Here is a 16,709-nt window from a genome sequence, read left to right on the forward strand (position 1 = left end):
CGCCGATCTGCGGAGGGGCCGATGAGCGACGAGATGGGGATGCCGAAAGCCGAAGACATCGCGGCGATGTTCACGCGCGCGGGCGAGGACTATCTCTTTGCCCGCTGGGGGCGTCCGGTGGTGCCGGTGGTCTTCGGCGTCGATGCGGCGACGCTTGCCACGGTGAAGGGCGCGGTCGAGGCGGTGGTGACGCTGGCCGGCCATCAGATGGCCGAGACCGACCCCGAGCTTGGCGCGAACCTGATGATCTTCTTCTTCCGCGACTGGCAGGAACTGCTCGAGGTGCCGAACCTCGACCGGATGATCGAGGGGCTCGGCGACCTTGTCGGCCGGCTCGAGGGCGCGGGGGCGAACCAGTATCGGGTCTTCCGCTTCGATCCGGCGGGGGCGATCCGCGCCTGCTTTGCCTTCGTGCGGATGGATGCGGCGCTCGACGAGGTGCCGGCCGAGACCATCGCGCTGAGCCAGGCGGTGCAGATGATCCTGCTCTGGGGCGAGGGCGCCTTTGCCGGCCATCCGCCGCTTGCCACGGCGCGCGGCGTGACGGTGCTGCGCCCCGAGGTGGCGGCGCTGATCCGTGCGGCCTATGACCCGGTGCTGCCCGCCGTCGCCCAGGACGCGAGCCATGCGCTGCGGCTCGCGGCCCGGCTCGCCGCGCCGCGACCGGAGGCCTCGGCATGACACATGAATTCCCGGTCCGGGTCTATTACGAGGACACCGACCTTGCCGGTATCGTCTATTACGCGAATTACCTGAAGTTCATCGAGCGCGGCCGCACCGAATGGGTGCGCAGCCTCGGCATCGATCAGGTCGCGCTGAAGCGCGATCACGGTCTGGTCTTCGCGGTGCGCCGGGTCGAGGCGGAATACCTGCGGCCGGCGAAATTCGACGACGAGCTGACGGTGACGACCGGGCTGTCCGCCGTGGCGGGCGCGCGACTCATCGTCGAACAGGCGGTGTGGCGCGCGGGCGAGAAGCTGTTCAGCGCCGCGGTGACCATCGTGTGCCTGAGCGAGACCGGCGCGCCCGCGCGTCTGCCGGCCGAATTGCGTCAGCGTCTGGTGCCCTCGCGGCACTGAGACCTGGGCCGGAACGAGCCCTGCATCTGCTGCAATGCCGCATCAGCCGTGGCGCGATGACGCAGATGTTATGGCGCTCCCCCTGAACCTCGGATAGAATCACTGTTAAGAGAGCCGCGAAAACGGCTTCGACCGAGAGCAGTGAACGCCTAAAGGCACGATTATGGACCAGCAAACCCTTGCGATGGGGCAGGAGATCGATTTCTCGCTGCTTGCACTTTTCCTGCGCGCATCGCTGACAGTGAAACTTGTGATGATTATGCTCACCATGGCCAGCTTCTGGTCGTGGTCGATCATCATCCGGAAATTCATCACCTTCCGCGCCGCGCGCGCCGAGGCTGATGCCTTCGACCGCGCCTTCTGGTCGGGGGAACCGCTCGACGAGCTCTTCGACCAGATCGGGCCTTCGCCCGAGGGCGCGAGCCAGCGCATCTTCGCCGCGGGCATGCTCGAGTGGCGACGCTCGCACCGACATGACGGCGAGCTGATCGCCGGCGCACAGGCGCGCATCGACCGCTCGATGGATGTGGCGATCGCGAAAGAGGCCGAAAACCTGAACTCGGGGCTGAGCTTCCTCGCCACGGTGGGCTCGACCTCGCCGTTCATCGGTCTGTTCGGGACCGTCTGGGGGATCAAGGTCGCCTTCGAGGAGATCGCGATCTCGCAGAACACCTCGCTTGCCGTCGTGGCACCGGGCATCTCGGAGGCGCTCGTCGCCACCGCGATCGGCCTGATCGCCGCTATCCCGGCGGTGATCTTCTACAACAAGCTTTCGGGCGATGCCGACAAGATCACCTCGGGTTACGAGGCCTTCGCCGACGAATTCGCCACCATCCTTTCGCGCCAGCTGGACGCCTGAGCCATGGGCGCGGGGGTGATGAAGAAGGCCGGTGGCAGCGGACGCCGCCGGCGCGGGGGCAAGGGCCGGCACGCCGTGATGGGCGAGATCAACGTCACGCCGATGGTCGACGTGATGCTGGTTCTGCTCATCATCTTCATGGTGGCGGCGCCGATGATGACGGTGGGTGTGCCGCTCGAGCTGCCGAAGACGGCGGCGAAGGCGGTGCCGACCGAGCAGGAAGAGCCGCTGACGGTCTCGCTGCAGCTTGACGGCACGGTGTCGCTGATGAACTCGACGGTGCCCGAGGCGGAACTCGTCGACCGGCTGCACGCCATCGCGCAGGAGCGCGACAGCGACAAGATCTACCTGCGCGCCGATGGCGGCATCGAATATTCGCGCGTCGTCGAGGTGATGGGGGCGCTGAACGCGGGCGGCTTCAACAACATCATTCTGGTCACCGACACCGGCGGCCCCTCGCTGACGGGCAAGGCTCCTTCGGGGAACTGACGCGCCATGCGCATGGACAGGGCAGAGAAGATCGGCACGGAGGTCTCGGCGGCACTGCATATCGCGGTGATTCTGCTGGCGATCTTTGGCACCGACTGGTTCCCGCCGGAGCCGCAGGAACAGGTGCAGATGACGCAGGTCTCGGTGATCTCGCAGGCCGAGTTCGACGCGATCGCCGCCGCCGCACCGAAACAGGGCGCGAACAGCGAACCCGCCGTGCCCGCGGGCGGCGAGGCCTCGGCCGCGACCGATGCGCCGGCACAGCCGGAACCCGCCCCCGCGGCCGCCGAGCCCGCCCCGGCGCCCGCCGAGGAGGCGCCCGCGCCTGCGCCGCAATCCTCGCCCGTGCCGCCCTCGAAGCCCGCCCCGGCGCCCGAGCCGCAGCCCGACATGACCGCGGTCGCGGAACCGACGCCGCCCGCCGAGGTGGTCGAGATGCCGCCGACGATGATGCCGCCGGTGGTCGAGCCGCAGGACACGACCTCGCCCGATTTCTCGCCGCGCCCGGTGGCCAAGCCCGCGCCGCGCGTCGCGCCGACCCCGGCGCCCGCGCCGGAGCCTGACGCGAAGGTCGCCGAGGCGCCTGTCGCCGAGACGAAGCCCGCCGACACGCCGAAGCCCGAGCCGGTCGAGAAGCCGAAGCCCGAGGCGGCGCCGAAGGAGGCCGCGACCGAGATCACGCCCGAGACGAAGCCGGTCGAGGAGCCCGCCAAGACCTCGGCGCCTGCCAGCGTGCCGCGTCCGCAGACGCGCCCGACGAAGCCCGCCCCGACCGAGACGAAACCGGCCGAGACGAAGCCCGCAGAGACGAAGCCCGCGGAGACCAAGACCGCCTCGAACGACAGCGCGACCGACAAGGCCTCGGACAAGCCCGCCGACAAGGCTGCCGACAAGGCGCCGGCGGCGAAGCCCGCGGCGAAGCCGGCCGACAAGGCGACGGACAAGGCCTCTGGCACCGGCACCGGCAAGGCGACGGACAAAGGCACCGGCAAGGCGAGCGACAAGGCCACCGACAAGGCTTCGGGCACGCCCGCGAAATCGGGCACCTCCGGCAAGTCTGGCAGCGCGAGCGGGGTGAACGACGCGCTGGCCGAGGCGATGACCTCGGAAACCGGCACCGGCACCGGCGGTCTCGGCATCGCCGAGAACGGCCCGCCCGTGACCGCCGGCGAGAAAGAGGCGCTGATCGTCGATGTGAAGGCCTGCTGGAACACCGGCGCGCTCAGCTCGGAAGCGCTGCGCACCACGGTGACCGTGCTCGTCGACATGGGCCAGAACGGCAAGCCGGACGTGAAGTCGATCAAGATGAAGGGCTTCACCGGCGGCTCGGAAACCGCGGCGAAACAGGCCTTCGAGGCGGCGCGCCGCGCGATCGTGCGCTGCGGCTCGGACGGTTTCCCGCTGCCCGCCGAGAAATACGGCTGGTGGAAGCAGATCGAGATCGTCTTCGACCCGAACAAGATGAGGATGAAGTGACGCGTGCGCCGCGGGGAGCCGGAAAAATCCGGCTCTCCGCCGCTTGTGATGTGCCGCGACGCAGAAATTGGATACAACGGGCAAAAGCCCAAGCCAGGGAAAAGAGCATGTTCCGTTTTGCATTGGCCGCACTGGCGGCGCTGATGATCGGCCCGGGGGCGGCGCTGGCGCAGCAGGGCCCGCTGCATATCGAGATCGACGAGGGCGTGATCGAGCCCTTGCCCTATGCCCTGCCGAGCTTCGTCGCGGAAACCGGCGGCGCCTCCGAGATGGCGGCGCAGATCTCGCAGGTCATCAATGCCGACCTGAGCGGCACGGGCCTCTTCCGGCAGATCCCCGAGAACGCCTATCTGCAGCGCTTCTCGAGCTTTGACACCCCGGTCAGCTATGCCGACTGGCAGGCGATCAACGCGCAGGCGCTGATCGTCGGCGGCGTGTCGATGTCGGGCGGCAAGGTGGTGGTCAAGTTCCGCCTGTTCGACGTCTACTCGAACCAGCAGCTCGGCGATGGCCAGCAGCTTGCGGCCAGCCCGCAAAGCTGGCGCCGTCTGGCGCACAAGGTGGCCGACGTGATCTACAGCCGGATCACCGGTGAAAGCGGCTATTTCGACAGCCGCGTGGTCTATGTCTCGGAGAGCGGGCCGAAGGACAAGCGCCTGAAGCGCCTCGCGATCATGGATTACGACGGGGCGAACGTGAACTATCTCACGGATTCGAGCACGATCGTGCTGGCCCCGCGCTTCTCGCCCACCGGCGACCGCATCCTTTATACCACCTTCGAGACCGGCTTCCCGCGCATCAAGCTGATGAACGTCGGCAATGTCAGCGGCCAGCTGCTCCCCGAGGTGCCCGGCACGATGACCTTCTCGCCGCGCTTCTCGCCCGATGGCGGCTCGATCGTCTATTCGCTCGAGCAGAACGGCAACACCGACCTGTGGAAGATGTCGGCCTCGGGTGGCGCGCCGACCCGGCTGACGAATTCGCCGGCGATCGAGACCGCGCCGTCCTTCAGCCCCGATGGCTCGCGCATCGTCTTCGAAAGCGACCGCTCGGGTGGCCAGCAGCTCTACATCATGCCGGCAGGCGGCGGCGAACCGACCCGGATCTCCTATGGCGACGGCCGCTATGGCACCCCGGTGTGGTCGCCGCGCGGCGACATGATCGCCTTCACCAAGCAGGCGGGCGGGCGCTTCTTCATCGGCGTGATGCGCACCGACGGTTCGGAAGAGCGGCTGCTGACGGCCTCGTTCCTCGACGAGGGCCCGACCTGGTCGCCGAACGGCCGCGTGATCATGTTCACCCGGGAAAGCCCCGGCGCCGGCGGCGGCGCCCAGCTTTTCACCATCGACATCTCGGGGCGGAACCTGAAGAAGGTCGGCAATGCCGGCGGGGCCTCGGATCCGGCCTGGTCGCCGCTTCTGCCCTGAGCCCGATTCACAAAGCATTCCGAACCTGTTACCTTCGCCCGAAAGGGCAAAACCAAAAGGCGGTACACATGAACTTTGCACCCAAGGCAGTGATCCTGCTGGCAGTCCTGGGCCTCGCGGCCTGTAACAACCCCGACAAGTACGGCTCGGGCAACGGCGTGGTCGATCCGGGTGGGGTCTACGGCGGCGGCGACGGCTCGGTCTCGCAGGGCTCGATCAGCGACCCGAACTCGCCGGCCTATTTCAACGCCACCGTCGGCGACATGGTGCACTTCGTGGTCGACCAGTCGACGCTGAACGACGAGGCCCGCAACATCCTGATGGGCCAGGCCAAGTGGCTGAACGCGCACGGCAAGTACTCGGCCATCATCGAAGGCCACGCCGACGAGCAGGGCACCCGCGAATACAACCTCGCGCTTGGTGCGCGCCGCGCCTCGGCGGTGCAGGAATTCCTGATCTCGCAGGGCGTGTCGGCCTCGCGTCTGCGCACCGTCTCTTACGGCAAGGAACGTCCGCTCGCCGTGTGCTCGTCGGAAGACTGCTACTCCAAGAACCGTCGCGCGGTCACCGTGATCTCGCTCGGCGCGGGGAGCTGATCTGATGCGGCGGGTGATGCTGGGGGCGGCCGTGGCGCTGGCGCTGGCAGCGCCCGCCCATGCGGCCGACAAGCAGACGCTGGCTGACATCCGCGCGGAACTCGCGCAGCTGTCGGCCCAGCTTCAGGACCTGCGTTCGGAGCTGGTGGCGTCGGGCGCGAAGGGCATGCAGGCGGCGGGCGGTGCCTCGGCGCTGCAGCGCATGGACACGATGGAGGCCGAGCTGAGCACGCTCACCTCCCGCACCGAGGAATTGCAGAACCGCATCGACCGGGTCGTCAAGGACGGCACCAACCGGGTTGGCGATCTGGAATTCCGCGTCTGCGAGCTCGAGGAGGGCTGCGATCCCTCCAGCGTCGGCCAGGGCGCGCCGCTTGGTGGCGCGGCGCCGGCCGCAAGCGCGGTGACGGCGCCGTCGGCGCCGAGCACCGGGTCCGCCTCCTCCTCCTCTTCGGGCGGTGGCGATCTGGCAATGAACGAGCAGAGCGATTTCGACCGGGCCAAGGGGGTGCTCGGTCAGGGTGACTTTCGCGGCGCCGCTGACCTCTTTGCGACCTTTGCCGAAACCTATCCGGGTGGCCCCCTGACCGACGACGCGATGTATCTGCGCGGCGACGCGCTGCATCAGGCGGGGGATGTTCCGGGTGCGGCCCGGGCCTGGCTCGACGCCTTCTCGGCGGCGCCCGAGGGCAAGCGCGCGGCGGACAACCTGCTCGAGCTCGGCAAGGCGCTTGGCGAACTCGGTCAGAAGAACGAGGCCTGCGCGACGCTGGCCGAGGTTCCGGCCCGCTTCCCCTCGTCGCAGGCGGCGGGACAGGTGTCCTCGGCACAGGCGAGCCTCGGCTGCCAGTGACGCCGGACCTGTCCGCGATCCTGAAACAGGCATTTGGCCCCGATGCGCCCCCGCGTGTCGGGGTTGCCGTTTCCGGCGGCGGGGATTCGACGGCGTTGCTGGTCGGGCTCCGCGAGGCGGGCTTCGACCTTGCCGCGGTGACGGTGGATCACGGGCTGCGCGCCGGCTCGGCCGAGGAGGCGGCCGGGGTCGGCCGGCTCTGCGCGGGTCTTGGCGTGCCGCACAGCGTGCTGAGCTGGGAGGGCGCTGCGGCCGAGGGCAACCTGATGGATGCGGCACGACGGGCGCGGTTGCGGCTGATCGGGGCCTGGGCGCGGGGGCGGGGGATCGGTCATGTCGCGCTTGGCCACACCGCCGATGACGAGGCCGAGACCTTTCTGATGCGGCTTGGCCGCGAGGCCGGGCTCGAGGGCCTTGCCGGAATGCGCCGCCGCTTCGTAACCGAGGGGGTCACCTGGCACCGGCCGCTTCTGGACGTGAGCCGCGCCGACCTGCGCGCGGCGCTGCGCGCACGCGGGCTTGGCTGGATCGACGATCCCTCGAACGACAATCCGCGCTTCGGCCGGGTGCGGGCGCGTCAGGCGCTGGCCACGCTCGCGCCCCTTGGCATCACGCCGGCGACGCTGGGCGCCGTGGTGCGCAACCTGGCCGCGGCCGATGCGGTGCTGAGCGAAACCCTGTGCCGCTTCGTGGCGGAGGCGGTGACGACCCCCGCGGGCGACGTGGTGATCGCGCGGGAAGGGGTCGAGGCGCTCGCCCCCGAGCTGCAGCGGCGGCTTTTGAACGCCGCGCTGCGCTGGATCTCGGGCAGCGATTACCCCCCGCGCGCGGCCAAGGTGGCGGCTCTGCTCGCGGGGCTGGCGGAGCAGGGCGACCGCACGTTGCATGGCTGCCGCATCCGCATCGGACGCGATGCGCTGCGCCTGACCCGCGAGGCGGCGGCGGTCGCCGCGCTGCGGGTGCCCGCGGGCGAGCGTTGGGACCGCTGGGACCTGACCGGCCCCGCCGCACCGGGGCTCGAGATCGCGGCGCTTGGCGAGGGCGGGCTTGCCCTGTGCCCGCACTGGCGCGAGACCGGACTGCCGCGTGCAAGCCTGCTCGCAAGCCCCGCAGTCTGGAGCGGCGCCACGCTGATCGCGGCGCCTCTGGCCGGGCTCGAAAACGGCTGGAAAGCGCGAATTGGCTGCGGCGCATTTGCGGAGTCGCTAATCAGACGTTGAACCTGACCGCGTAATCCCTATTTTCACCCGGTAAAGGCCCGGCGGAGACCGGTCCCCGTCTATTCTGGAGGTTCCCCTTGGGCAACGCACGCAATCTGGCCTTCTGGGCCGTGCTGTTCCTGCTGATTCTCGCGCTGTTCAACCTTTTCGGAGACGGGCAGGCCTCGATGAATGCGCGGCAGGTCGCCTATTCGGAATTCATGACCGCCGTCAACAAGGGCGAGGTCAAGTCCGTGCAGCTTGACGGCGAGGATGTGCGCTATCAGATCGCCGACGGCACCACCTATTCCACGGTGAAGCCCGAGGCGGACGAGATCGCCGAGAAGCTGATCGACAAGGGCGTGCAGGTCAACGTGATCAAGCAGGCGCAGTCGGGCTTCATGTCGCTGCTCGGCGTCTGGCTGCCCTTCATCGTGATGATCGGGATCTGGATCTTCTTCATGAACCGCATGCAGGGTGGCGGCAAGGGCGGCGCCATGGGTTTCGGCAAGTCGAAGGCCAAGCTGCTGACCGAAAAGCAGGGCCGCGTGACCTTCGACGATGTCGCCGGCATCGACGAGGCGAAGGAAGAGCTCGAGGAGATCGTCGAATTCCTGCGCAACCCGCAGAAATTCTCGCGCCTCGGCGGCAAGATCCCGAAGGGCGCGCTGCTCGTCGGCCCGCCCGGCACCGGCAAGACCCTTCTCGCCCGCGCCATCGCCGGCGAGGCGGGCGTGCCCTTCTTCACCATCTCGGGCTCCGACTTCGTCGAGATGTTCGTGGGCGTCGGCGCCTCCCGCGTGCGCGACATGTTCGAGCAAGCGAAGAAGAACGCGCCCTGCATCGTCTTCATCGATGAAATCGATGCCGTGGGCCGCGCCCGTGGCGTCGGCATCGGCGGCGGCAACGACGAGCGCGAGCAGACGCTGAACCAGCTTCTGGTCGAGATGGACGGTTTCGAGGCGAACGAGGGCATCATCATCATTGCCGCCACGAACCGCAAGGACGTGCTTGACCCGGCGCTGCTGCGCCCCGGCCGCTTCGACCGTCAGATCCACGTGCCGAACCCCGACATCAAGGGCCGCGAGAAGATCCTCACCGTGCACGCCCGCAAGGTGCCGGTCGGCCCCGATGTTGACCTGCGCGTGATCGCGCGCGGCACGCCGGGCTTCTCGGGCGCCGATCTCGCGAACCTGGTGAACGAGGCGGCGCTGATGGCCGCCCGCGTCGGCCGCCGTTTCGTCACCATGGAAGACTTCGAGCAGGCGAAGGACAAGGTGATGATGGGGGTCGAGCGTCGCTCGATGGTCCTCACCCCCGAGCAGAAGGAAATGACCGCCTATCACGAGGCCGGCCACGCCGTCGTCGGGATGAAGTTGCCGAAATGCGACCCGGTCTACAAGGCGACGATCATCCCGCGCGGTCAGGCGCTTGGCATGGTGGTGTCGCTGCCCGAGATGGACAAGCTGAACTACCACAAGGACGAGGCCAAGCAGAAGATCGCCATGACCATGGCGGGCAAGGCGGCCGAGATCCTGAAATGGGGCGAGGAACATGTCTCGAACGGCCCGGCCGGCGACATCATGCAGGCCTCGGCGATTGCCCGCGCGATGGTGATGCGCTGGGGCATGTCGGACAAGGTCGGCAACATCGACTATTCCGAGGCGCATGAGGGCTATCAGGGCAACACCGGCGGTTTCTCGGTCTCGACCAAGACCAAGGAGCTGATCGAGGAAGAGGTCCGCGAACTGATCGACGCCGGCTACAAGGAGGCGCGCCGCATCCTCATGGAGAACCAGGAGGACTGGGAGCGTCTGGCGCAGGGGCTGCTGGAATACGAGACCCTCACCGGCGAGGAGATCCGCAAGGTGATGGCGGGCGAGGCAATCCACGGCGACGACGGCAACACGCCGGGCGGCCTGCCCTCGGTCACCTCGGTGCCGAAGACGAAACCCGCCAAGGGGCCCGACGCCGCGCCGGAACCCTCGGCGTAAGCGGGGGCGGCGGCGATGGCCCGGTCTCGCACCGAAAGCGCCGACTGGAATCCCGAAAGCTACGGCCGCTTCCGCGATCTGCGGGTGCGGCCGGCGCTCGATCTGATGGCGCGGGTGGGCGAACTGCCCGCCGGCAAGGTGATCGACCTCGGCTGCGGCGCGGGGGCAGTGGGGGCGGCGCTCGCCGACCGCTGGCCCGGGCGCAAGATCGTCGGCGTCGATGCCTCGCCCGCGATGATCGGCAAGGCGGCCGCGACCGGCGTCTATCGCCGCTGCGATCTGGCCGATATCCGGACCTGGGAGCCGGGCAAGCCGCCGGCGCTGATCTTCTCGAACGCCGCGCTGCACTGGCTTGACGATCACGCCACGCTTCTGCCGCGGCTGGCGGGGCTGCTGGCGCCCACGGGGGTGCTGGCGGTGCAGATGCCGATGCAATGGGGGGCGCCCTCGCATCGGTTCCTGCGCGATCTGGCAACCGAGATGTTCCCCGACCGTTTCGATTTCACCGGCTGGGAGCCGCCGGTGGCGCCACCGCTCGACTATGCGCGGATGCTCGCCCCGCTCGGCGAGGTCGACGTCTGGACCACCGATTACATCCACCGCCTCGGCTCAGAGGGGGCGGTGCACCCGGTGCGCCGCTTCACCGAGTCGACCGCGCTGCGCCCCTTCGCCGCGAAGCTGAACGAGAGCGAGCTTGCGGGCTTTCTCGTGCGCTACGAGGGGGCGCTCGACGCCGCCTATCCGGTCGAGCCGGACGGCACCGTGCTCTTCCCCTTCCGCCGTCTCTTCCTGGTTCTGAGGGTCGCCTGATGCCTGCGCTGAAATCCACCCAGTTTCATGGCGAGATCGTCTTTCTGGGTCTTGTGCGCCCCGGCGCCGGGCTGGCGTCCGAGCCGGTGTCGCAGCTCGTTCTGGGCTTTGACGGCGCCACGGGGGAATCCCATTCCGGCCGCACCCGCGTCAGCTGTTCGCGCGTGACCGAGCAGCACCCGCCGGGCACCGAGATCGCCAACACCCGGCAGCTGACGATCCTGTCCGAGGAGGAGCTGGCCGAGACCGCTTTTGCCATGCGCCTGCCGCATCTGGCGCCCGAATGGGTCGGCGCCTCGATCGTGCTGCGCGGCTTGCCCGATCTGACGCATCTGCCCCCCTCGTCGCGGCTGCAGGGGCCCGATGGCGCGACGCTTGTCGTCGACATGGAGAACCGCGCCTGCGTGCTGCCCGGCAAGGTGATCGAGACCGTGCACCCGGGCGCCGGGCTGCGCTACAAGCCCGCGGCGCAGGGCCGGCGTGGCGTCACCGCCTGGGTCGAGCGGCCGGGCGTGCTGGAACTCGGTCAGAGCCTGCGCCTGCACATCCCCGATCAGCGCGCCTGGTCGCGGATGTCCGACGTCCGCGGCTGAGCCCGCTTTCCCCTGTCGCCGTAACGGGTTAGGCTCCGCCGAGGAGGACCCGATGCTGCCCGATATCGAGATTGCCCGCGCCGCCCCGAAACGTCCGATGCCCGAGGTCGCCGCAAAGATCGGCATCCCGGATACCGCGCTGATCCCCTATGGCCGCGAGATCGCCAAGATCGACCGCGCCTTCCTGGACGAGATCGAACCGCGCGCCGAGGGCCGGCTGATCCTCGTCACCGCGATCACCCCGACGCCGGCGGGCGAGGGCAAGACCACCACCACCGTGGGGCTTGGCGACGGGCTGAGCCGGATCGGCAAGCGCGCCGCGAGCTGCATCCGCGAGGCCTCGCTCGGCCCGAACTTCGGGATGAAGGGGGGCGCGGCCGGCGGCGGGCGGGCGCAGGTGGTGCCGATGGAGGCGATGAACCTGCATTTCACCGGCGATTTCCATGCCGTGACCGCGGCGCACAACCTGCTTGCCGCGATGATCGAGAACCACCTCTACTGGGGCAACGCCCTTGGCCTCGATCCGCGGCGGATCAGCTGGCGGCGGGTGATCGACATGAACGACCGGGCGTTGCGCGACATCGTGACGGGGCTCGGTGGCGTCGCGAACGGGGCGCCGCGGCAGACCGGTTTCGACATCACCGCGGCCTCGGAAGTGATGGCCTGCCTGTGCCTCGCGCGCGATCTGGGCGATCTCGAGGCGCGGCTTGGCCGGATCGTGATCGGCGAGCGGGCCGACCGCAGCCACGTGACCTGCGCCGAGCTGGGCGCGGCGGGGGCGATGGCGGTGCTGTTGCGCGACGCGTTGCAGCCGAACCTCGTGCAGACGATCGAGCACACGCCGGCCTTCGTCCACGGCGGCCCCTTCGCCAATATCGCGCATGGCTGCAGCTCGGTCATCGCCACCCGCACGGCGTTGCGGCTGGCCGATTACGTGGTGACCGAGGCGGGCTTCGGCGCGGATCTCGGCGCCGAGAAGTTCTTCGACATCAAGTGTCGCAGCGCCGGGCTGGTGCCCTCGGTCGCGGTGATCGTGGCGACGGTGCGGGCGCTGAAGATGCAGGGCGGCACGGCGCTCGCCGACCTTGGCCGCGAGGACGTGGCGGCGCTGAGCCGGGGCTGTGCGAACCTTGGCCGCCACATCGCCAACACCCGCGGCTTCGGTGTGCCGGTCGTTGTGGCGATCAACGCCTTCGACAGCGACACCGAGGCCGAGATCGCGGCCCTCGTCGACTATGCCGCGCATCAGGGCTGCCGCGCGGTGCTGTGCCGGCACTGGGCCGAGGGCGGCGCCGGGGCCGAGGACCTCGCGCGCGAGGTGGTGCGGCTGGCCGAGGGGCCGGGCGGTTTCGCGCCGCTCTATCCTGACGAGATGGGCCTCTTCGAGAAGATCGAGGAGGTGGCAAAGCGGATCTATCACGCCGATGCGGTGATCGCCGAGGCCTCGCTGCGCGCCCAGCTTGCGGCATGGGAGGCGCAGGGTTTCGGTGCGCTGCCGGTCTGTGTCGCGAAGACGCAATATTCCTTCTCGACCGATCCGAAGCGGCGCGGCGCGCCGAACGGTCACAGCGTCACCCTGCGCGAGCTGCGGTTGTCGGCCGGGGCGGGCTTCGTCGTGGCGATCTGCGGCGAGATCCTGACCATGCCGGGCCTGCCGCGCGCGCCCGCGGCCGAGCGCATCGGCCTGACCCCCTCGGGCGAGGTCGAGGGGCTGTTCTGAGCGGCCGGGCTTGAGCCGCGGCGCGGAAGCTGCAATAGATCCCGCACAGCAAATGCGAAGGATGCCGATGAAAGAGCCCTCCACGATTGCGACGATGGCCGAGTTGCGCGCCGAGATCGATGCGCTTGACGAACGTCTCGTCGCGCTTCTCGCCGACCGGGCCCGGCTGATCGACCGCGCGGCCGAGCTGAAGCCCGGCGAGGGCATGCCGGCGCGGATCACCGCGCGGGTCGAGGAGGTGGTCGGCAATGCCGCCGCCGCCGCCGCCGCGCGCGGGCTCGACCCCAGGCTGGTCGAAGGCATCTGGCGCGCGCTGGTCGACTGGTCGATCGCGCGCGAGGAACGGGTTCTGGGCAAGGGAGATGCCGAATGACCGCGACGATCATCGACGGGAAGGCCTTTGCGGCCAAGGTGCGGGCGCAGGTCGCCGGGCATGTGGCGCGGCTGAAGGAAGAGCAGGGGATCACCCCGGGCCTCGCCGTGGTGCTGGTGGGCGAGGACCCGGCCTCCGAGGTCTATGTCCGCAACAAGGGCAAGCAGACCGTCGAGGTCGGGATGAACTCCTATGAGCACAAGCTCTCCGCCGAGACCACCGAGGCCGAGCTGCTGGCGCTGATCGCGCGGCTCAATGCCGATCCGGCGGTGCACGGGATCCTGGTGCAGCTGCCGCTGCCGAAACATCTCGACAGCGATCTTGTCATCAACGCCATCGATCCGGCGAAGGACGTCGACGGCTTCCACATCTCGAATGTCGGGCTGCTGGGCACCGGGCAGAAGGCGATGGTGCCTTGCACGCCGCTCGGCTGCCTGATGATGCTGCGCGACCATCTGGGCGCGCTGAGCGGCCTCGATGCCGTGGTCGTGGGCCGCTCGAACATCGTCGGCAAGCCGATGGCGCAGCTGCTTCTGGGCGACAGCTGCACGGTGACGATCGCGCACAGCCGCACGAAGGATCTGGGCGCGGTCTGCCGGCGCGCGGATATCCTGGTGGCGGCCGTCGGACGTCCCGAGATGATCCCCGGCGATTGGGTGAAGCCGGGCGCGACGGTGATCGACGTCGGCATCAACCGCATCGAGCGCGACGGCAAGACGAAGCTGGTGGGCGATGTCGATTTCGCGAGCGCCGTCGAGGTCGCCGGTGCGATCACCCCGGTGCCGGGCGGCGTCGGGCCGATGACCATCGCCTGTCTGCTGGCGAACACGCTCACCGCCTGCTGCCGCGCCAACGGATTGCCCGAGCCCGAGGGGCTCACGGCGTAAGTCAGCTGACGTGAGGGGCTGGCCGCGTCAGAAACGCCGATAGCGTGTTGCGGGATCGGGATTGAGGCGCTAGCACGGTAATGAGTAAACCTTAACTGCGGGGGGGCCGGGCGAAATGACCTCCTTCGTCCAAGCGTATCAGCGGGCCCTGTTTCAGCCCGTGGTCCCCGTGATCTGGGGGGTGATGTCGATTTTCGGCATCGTCGCGGGGCCATTCGGGACCTTGCAGTCGATCTCACTCGGCATGCGCTGCATCTACTGGCCGGTGATCATCGGGCTTGGCGTGCTGGTCGGTGCGGTGCTGCGCGTGGTGGTGCAGGACTACATGGGACTGCGCCGCTATGCGACAGAGGCGCCGGCGCTTGCCCTTTTCTCCGCCCTGCTGCTGACCCCGCCGTTCTGGTGGCTGACCGATCTGCTGGCCTCGGATCGCGGCGCGGCGCCCGATGTTGCGGCGATGGCGCTTTACGTCTTCGTCGCCTCGATGGGGGTCTCGACCCTGCGCCATGCCTTCAACCCGAACTCCGACCTGATGCGGATGTGGAGCGAGGAGGAGGGCGGCGCCGCGCTTGCCGAGGCGGAGGAGGCGGACGCGAAGGAGGAGGCAAGCCCCCGTTCCGACCCGCGCGAAAGCGGCCCGCGGCTTGCCGCGCGCCTGCCCGAGGGCGATGGTGGCCCGATCATCCGGCTGCAGGTCCGCGACCATTATGTCGAGGTCGTGACCCGCGCCGGGCGCGCCTCGCTGCTGATGCGCTTTGCCGATGCGGTGGCCGAGATGGAGGGCGTCGAGGGGCTGCAGGTGCATCGCTCGCACTGGGTGGCGCGGGCGGCGATCCGGGCGATTGCGCGGCGCCGCGGCAAGGTGCTTCTGGTGATGTGCGACGGGTCCGAAGTACCGGTGTCGCGCACCTATCTGCCGCAGGTCGAGGCGCTTGGCCTGCCGCCTGCGGAGGCCGGGGCCTGAGCCGGTCAGGCTCAGTGGATGATCTCTTCCTCGCGCACGAACATGTTCGACCAGGCGCGGTCGATCAGCTCGGGGCTCATCTGGTAGGGGATGCCCTCGAACTCGCAGATCGCGATCATCTGGTCGATCAGGAAGATCGGCTGATAATTCGCATAGACGTTGTCGATGGTGGGGTATTTCACCTTCAGCAGATGCAGCAGCGCCTTTTCGTCGAGCGGCATCTTCCGCTTCTTCGCGACGAGCGAGAAGATCTTGAGATAATCCGACTGGCTCGGCCCGTCGATCTTGATCTTGAAGAAGATCCGGCGCAGCGCCGCCTTGTCGAAGATCTCGTTCGGGTGGAAGTTGGTCGAGAAGATGACGAGCGTGTCGAAGGGCACCTCGAATTTCTCGCCCGATTGCAGGGCCAGGATGTCGCGGCTTTCCTCGAGCGGCACGATCCAGCGGTTGACGAGCTTCTGCGGCGGTTCCGCCTGGCGGCCAAGGTCGTCGACGATGAACACGCCCCCCGAGGATTTCATCTGCAGCGGCGCGGTATAGGTGCGCGCCGTCGGATTGTAGGTGAGGTCGAGCATGTCGAGGCTGAGCTCGCCGCCGGTGATGACGGTGGGCCGGTCGCACAGCACATAGCGGTTGTCGAAGCGGTTGCCGCTCTTGCGCAGGGCGGTCGGGTCGTCCTCGCTCTCGACCGCGGCGGAATGTACGATCGGGTCATAGACGACGATCACCTGGCCCGCGTATTCGACCGCGCGGGGCACGAAGATGCGGTCGCCGATCGCGTCGCGGATGCCGTTCGAGATCGAGGACTTGCCGTTGCCGGGCGGGCCATACATCAGGATCGAGCGGCCCGAGGACACCGCCGGCCCAAGCTGGTCGATCAGCGTCGGCGGCAAGATCAGATGCCCCATCGCCGCGGTCAGCTGCGCCCGCGTCAGCTGGATGTTGCGGATCGACTGGCGCTTGACCTGTTCGCGGTAGATCGCGAGCGGCACCGGCATCGCGCCGTAATATTCCGATTGCGACAGCGCATCGAGAGCGCGCGCCTTGCCGGCATCGGCGAGCTGATAGCCCATCTCGCCGCCTGAATTCGCATGCAGCGTGCCCGTCGCCTCGACCAGACGCTGGCTGCGGCACAGGTCGATCAGCTCTTGTGTCAGGGTGAGCGGCAGGCAGACCAGCTTCGACAGGCCGGTGGCCGTGTCCATGTTGGTGCGGAACATCGTCTTCAGCAGGATGTCACGCATCATCACCGTGTTCAGCCCGACCTCGGCCAGCGTGCGCGGCGGCGGCGGGGCGATCACATTCGAGGCCATCATGTTCATCGGCGGTCCTGCCATGGCTGTGCCGCCACGCCTTGGGCGCTGCGGCATCGGGATTCACAGCGCGACCT

General features: G+C 68.6%; 17 protein-coding genes. 16 read left to right on the forward strand and 1 reads right to left on the reverse strand.

Annotated elements, in window-relative coordinates; translation table 11 throughout:
* Positions 1 to 21 precede the first annotated feature (21 nt).
* The 16 genes from AC0QTQ_RS04035 to AC0QTQ_RS04110 all read left to right on the forward strand — a co-directional run bounded on the left by AC0QTQ_RS04035 (position 22) and on the right by AC0QTQ_RS04110 (position 15,319).
* Positions 22 to 681, forward strand: coding sequence for a hypothetical protein (locus AC0QTQ_RS04035; protein ID WP_480258356.1), 660 nt, complete (start codon positions 22 to 24; stop codon positions 679 to 681).
* On the forward strand, positions 678 to 1,079 hold the full coding sequence (gene ybgC / locus AC0QTQ_RS04040; protein ID WP_480258357.1) for a tol-pal system-associated acyl-CoA thioesterase: 402 nt from the start codon (positions 678 to 680) through the stop codon (positions 1,077 to 1,079). The genes AC0QTQ_RS04035 and ybgC overlap by 4 nt, the downstream gene beginning before the upstream one ends.
* 163 nt (positions 1,080 to 1,242) lie before the next feature.
* A complete protein-coding gene (gene tolQ / locus AC0QTQ_RS04045) occupies positions 1,243 to 1,938 on the forward strand; it encodes a protein TolQ (RefSeq protein ID WP_128152067.1) in 696 nt (231 codons plus the stop codon).
* Positions 1,939 to 1,941: 3 nt separating this feature from the next.
* Positions 1,942 to 2,427: an ExbD/TolR family protein gene (locus AC0QTQ_RS04050; protein ID WP_121532022.1), complete on the forward strand. Its 486-nt coding sequence runs from the start codon at positions 1,942 to 1,944 to the stop codon at positions 2,425 to 2,427.
* 6 nt (positions 2,428 to 2,433) lie between these two features.
* Positions 2,434 to 3,903 carry a cell envelope biogenesis protein TolA gene (locus AC0QTQ_RS04055; protein ID WP_480258358.1) on the forward strand — a complete coding sequence of 490 codons (1,470 nt, stop codon included), beginning with the start codon at positions 2,434 to 2,436 and terminating at the stop codon, positions 3,901 to 3,903.
* A gap of 107 nt (positions 3,904 to 4,010) precedes the next feature.
* Positions 4,011 to 5,330 (forward strand): Tol-Pal system beta propeller repeat protein TolB, encoded by a 1,320-nt coding sequence (tolB, locus tag AC0QTQ_RS04060; RefSeq protein ID WP_480258359.1) that lies wholly within the window; start codon positions 4,011 to 4,013, stop codon positions 5,328 to 5,330.
* A gap of 68 nt (positions 5,331 to 5,398) precedes the next feature.
* Positions 5,399 to 5,926: a peptidoglycan-associated lipoprotein Pal gene (gene pal, locus AC0QTQ_RS04065; protein WP_121532028.1), complete on the forward strand. Its 528-nt coding sequence runs from the start codon at positions 5,399 to 5,401 to the stop codon at positions 5,924 to 5,926.
* A 4-nt stretch (positions 5,927 to 5,930) separates the two neighbouring features.
* Positions 5,931 to 6,779, forward strand: a complete 849-nt coding sequence (gene ybgF, locus AC0QTQ_RS04070) for a tol-pal system protein YbgF (protein ID WP_480258360.1) — start codon at positions 5,931 to 5,933, stop codon at positions 6,777 to 6,779.
* Between the two features lie 95 nt (positions 6,780 to 6,874).
* The gene (gene tilS, locus AC0QTQ_RS04075; RefSeq protein WP_480258361.1) at positions 6,875 to 7,999 is read left to right on the forward strand and encodes a tRNA lysidine(34) synthetase TilS; all 1,125 of its coding nucleotides are present in this window, start codon (positions 6,875 to 6,877) and stop codon (positions 7,997 to 7,999) included.
* A gap of 77 nt (positions 8,000 to 8,076) precedes the next feature.
* On the forward strand, positions 8,077 to 9,972 hold the full coding sequence (ftsH, locus tag AC0QTQ_RS04080; RefSeq protein WP_480258362.1) for an ATP-dependent zinc metalloprotease FtsH: 1,896 nt from the start codon (positions 8,077 to 8,079) through the stop codon (positions 9,970 to 9,972).
* Between the two features lie 15 nt (positions 9,973 to 9,987).
* A complete protein-coding gene (locus tag AC0QTQ_RS04085; protein WP_480258363.1) occupies positions 9,988 to 10,782 on the forward strand; it encodes a methyltransferase domain-containing protein in 795 nt (264 codons plus the stop codon).
* The gene (locus AC0QTQ_RS04090; RefSeq protein WP_480258364.1) at positions 10,782 to 11,375 is read left to right on the forward strand and encodes an MOSC domain-containing protein; all 594 of its coding nucleotides are present in this window, start codon (positions 10,782 to 10,784) and stop codon (positions 11,373 to 11,375) included. Before AC0QTQ_RS04085 ends, AC0QTQ_RS04090 begins: the two co-directional genes overlap by 1 nt.
* A 52-nt stretch (positions 11,376 to 11,427) precedes the next feature.
* On the forward strand, positions 11,428 to 13,095 hold the full coding sequence (locus AC0QTQ_RS04095; RefSeq protein ID WP_480258365.1) for a formate--tetrahydrofolate ligase: 1,668 nt from the start codon (positions 11,428 to 11,430) through the stop codon (positions 13,093 to 13,095).
* Positions 13,096 to 13,162: 67 nt separating this feature from the next.
* Positions 13,163 to 13,468, forward strand: coding sequence for a chorismate mutase (locus AC0QTQ_RS04100; protein ID WP_480258366.1), 306 nt, complete (start codon positions 13,163 to 13,165; stop codon positions 13,466 to 13,468).
* Complete coding sequence (gene folD, locus AC0QTQ_RS04105) at positions 13,465 to 14,355, forward strand: bifunctional methylenetetrahydrofolate dehydrogenase/methenyltetrahydrofolate cyclohydrolase FolD (protein ID WP_480258367.1); 891 nt, start codon at positions 13,465 to 13,467, stop codon at positions 14,353 to 14,355. The genes AC0QTQ_RS04100 and folD overlap by 4 nt, the downstream gene beginning before the upstream one ends.
* Positions 14,356 to 14,539: 184 nt before the next feature.
* Entirely contained in the window at positions 14,540 to 15,319 is a 780-nt protein-coding gene (locus AC0QTQ_RS04110; RefSeq protein WP_480258368.1) for a LytTR family DNA-binding domain-containing protein, read from the forward strand.
* Between the two features lie 11 nt (positions 15,320 to 15,330).
* On the opposite strand, the gene AC0QTQ_RS04115 is transcribed toward AC0QTQ_RS04110, so the two are convergent.
* Positions 15,331 to 16,641 (reverse strand): ATPase, encoded by a 1,311-nt coding sequence (locus AC0QTQ_RS04115; protein ID WP_480259191.1) that lies wholly within the window; start codon positions 16,639 to 16,641, stop codon positions 15,331 to 15,333.
* Between the last annotated feature and the right edge of the window lie 68 nt (positions 16,642 to 16,709).

The sequence above is a fragment of the Paenirhodobacter sp. YD-8 genome (assembly GCF_056590935.1).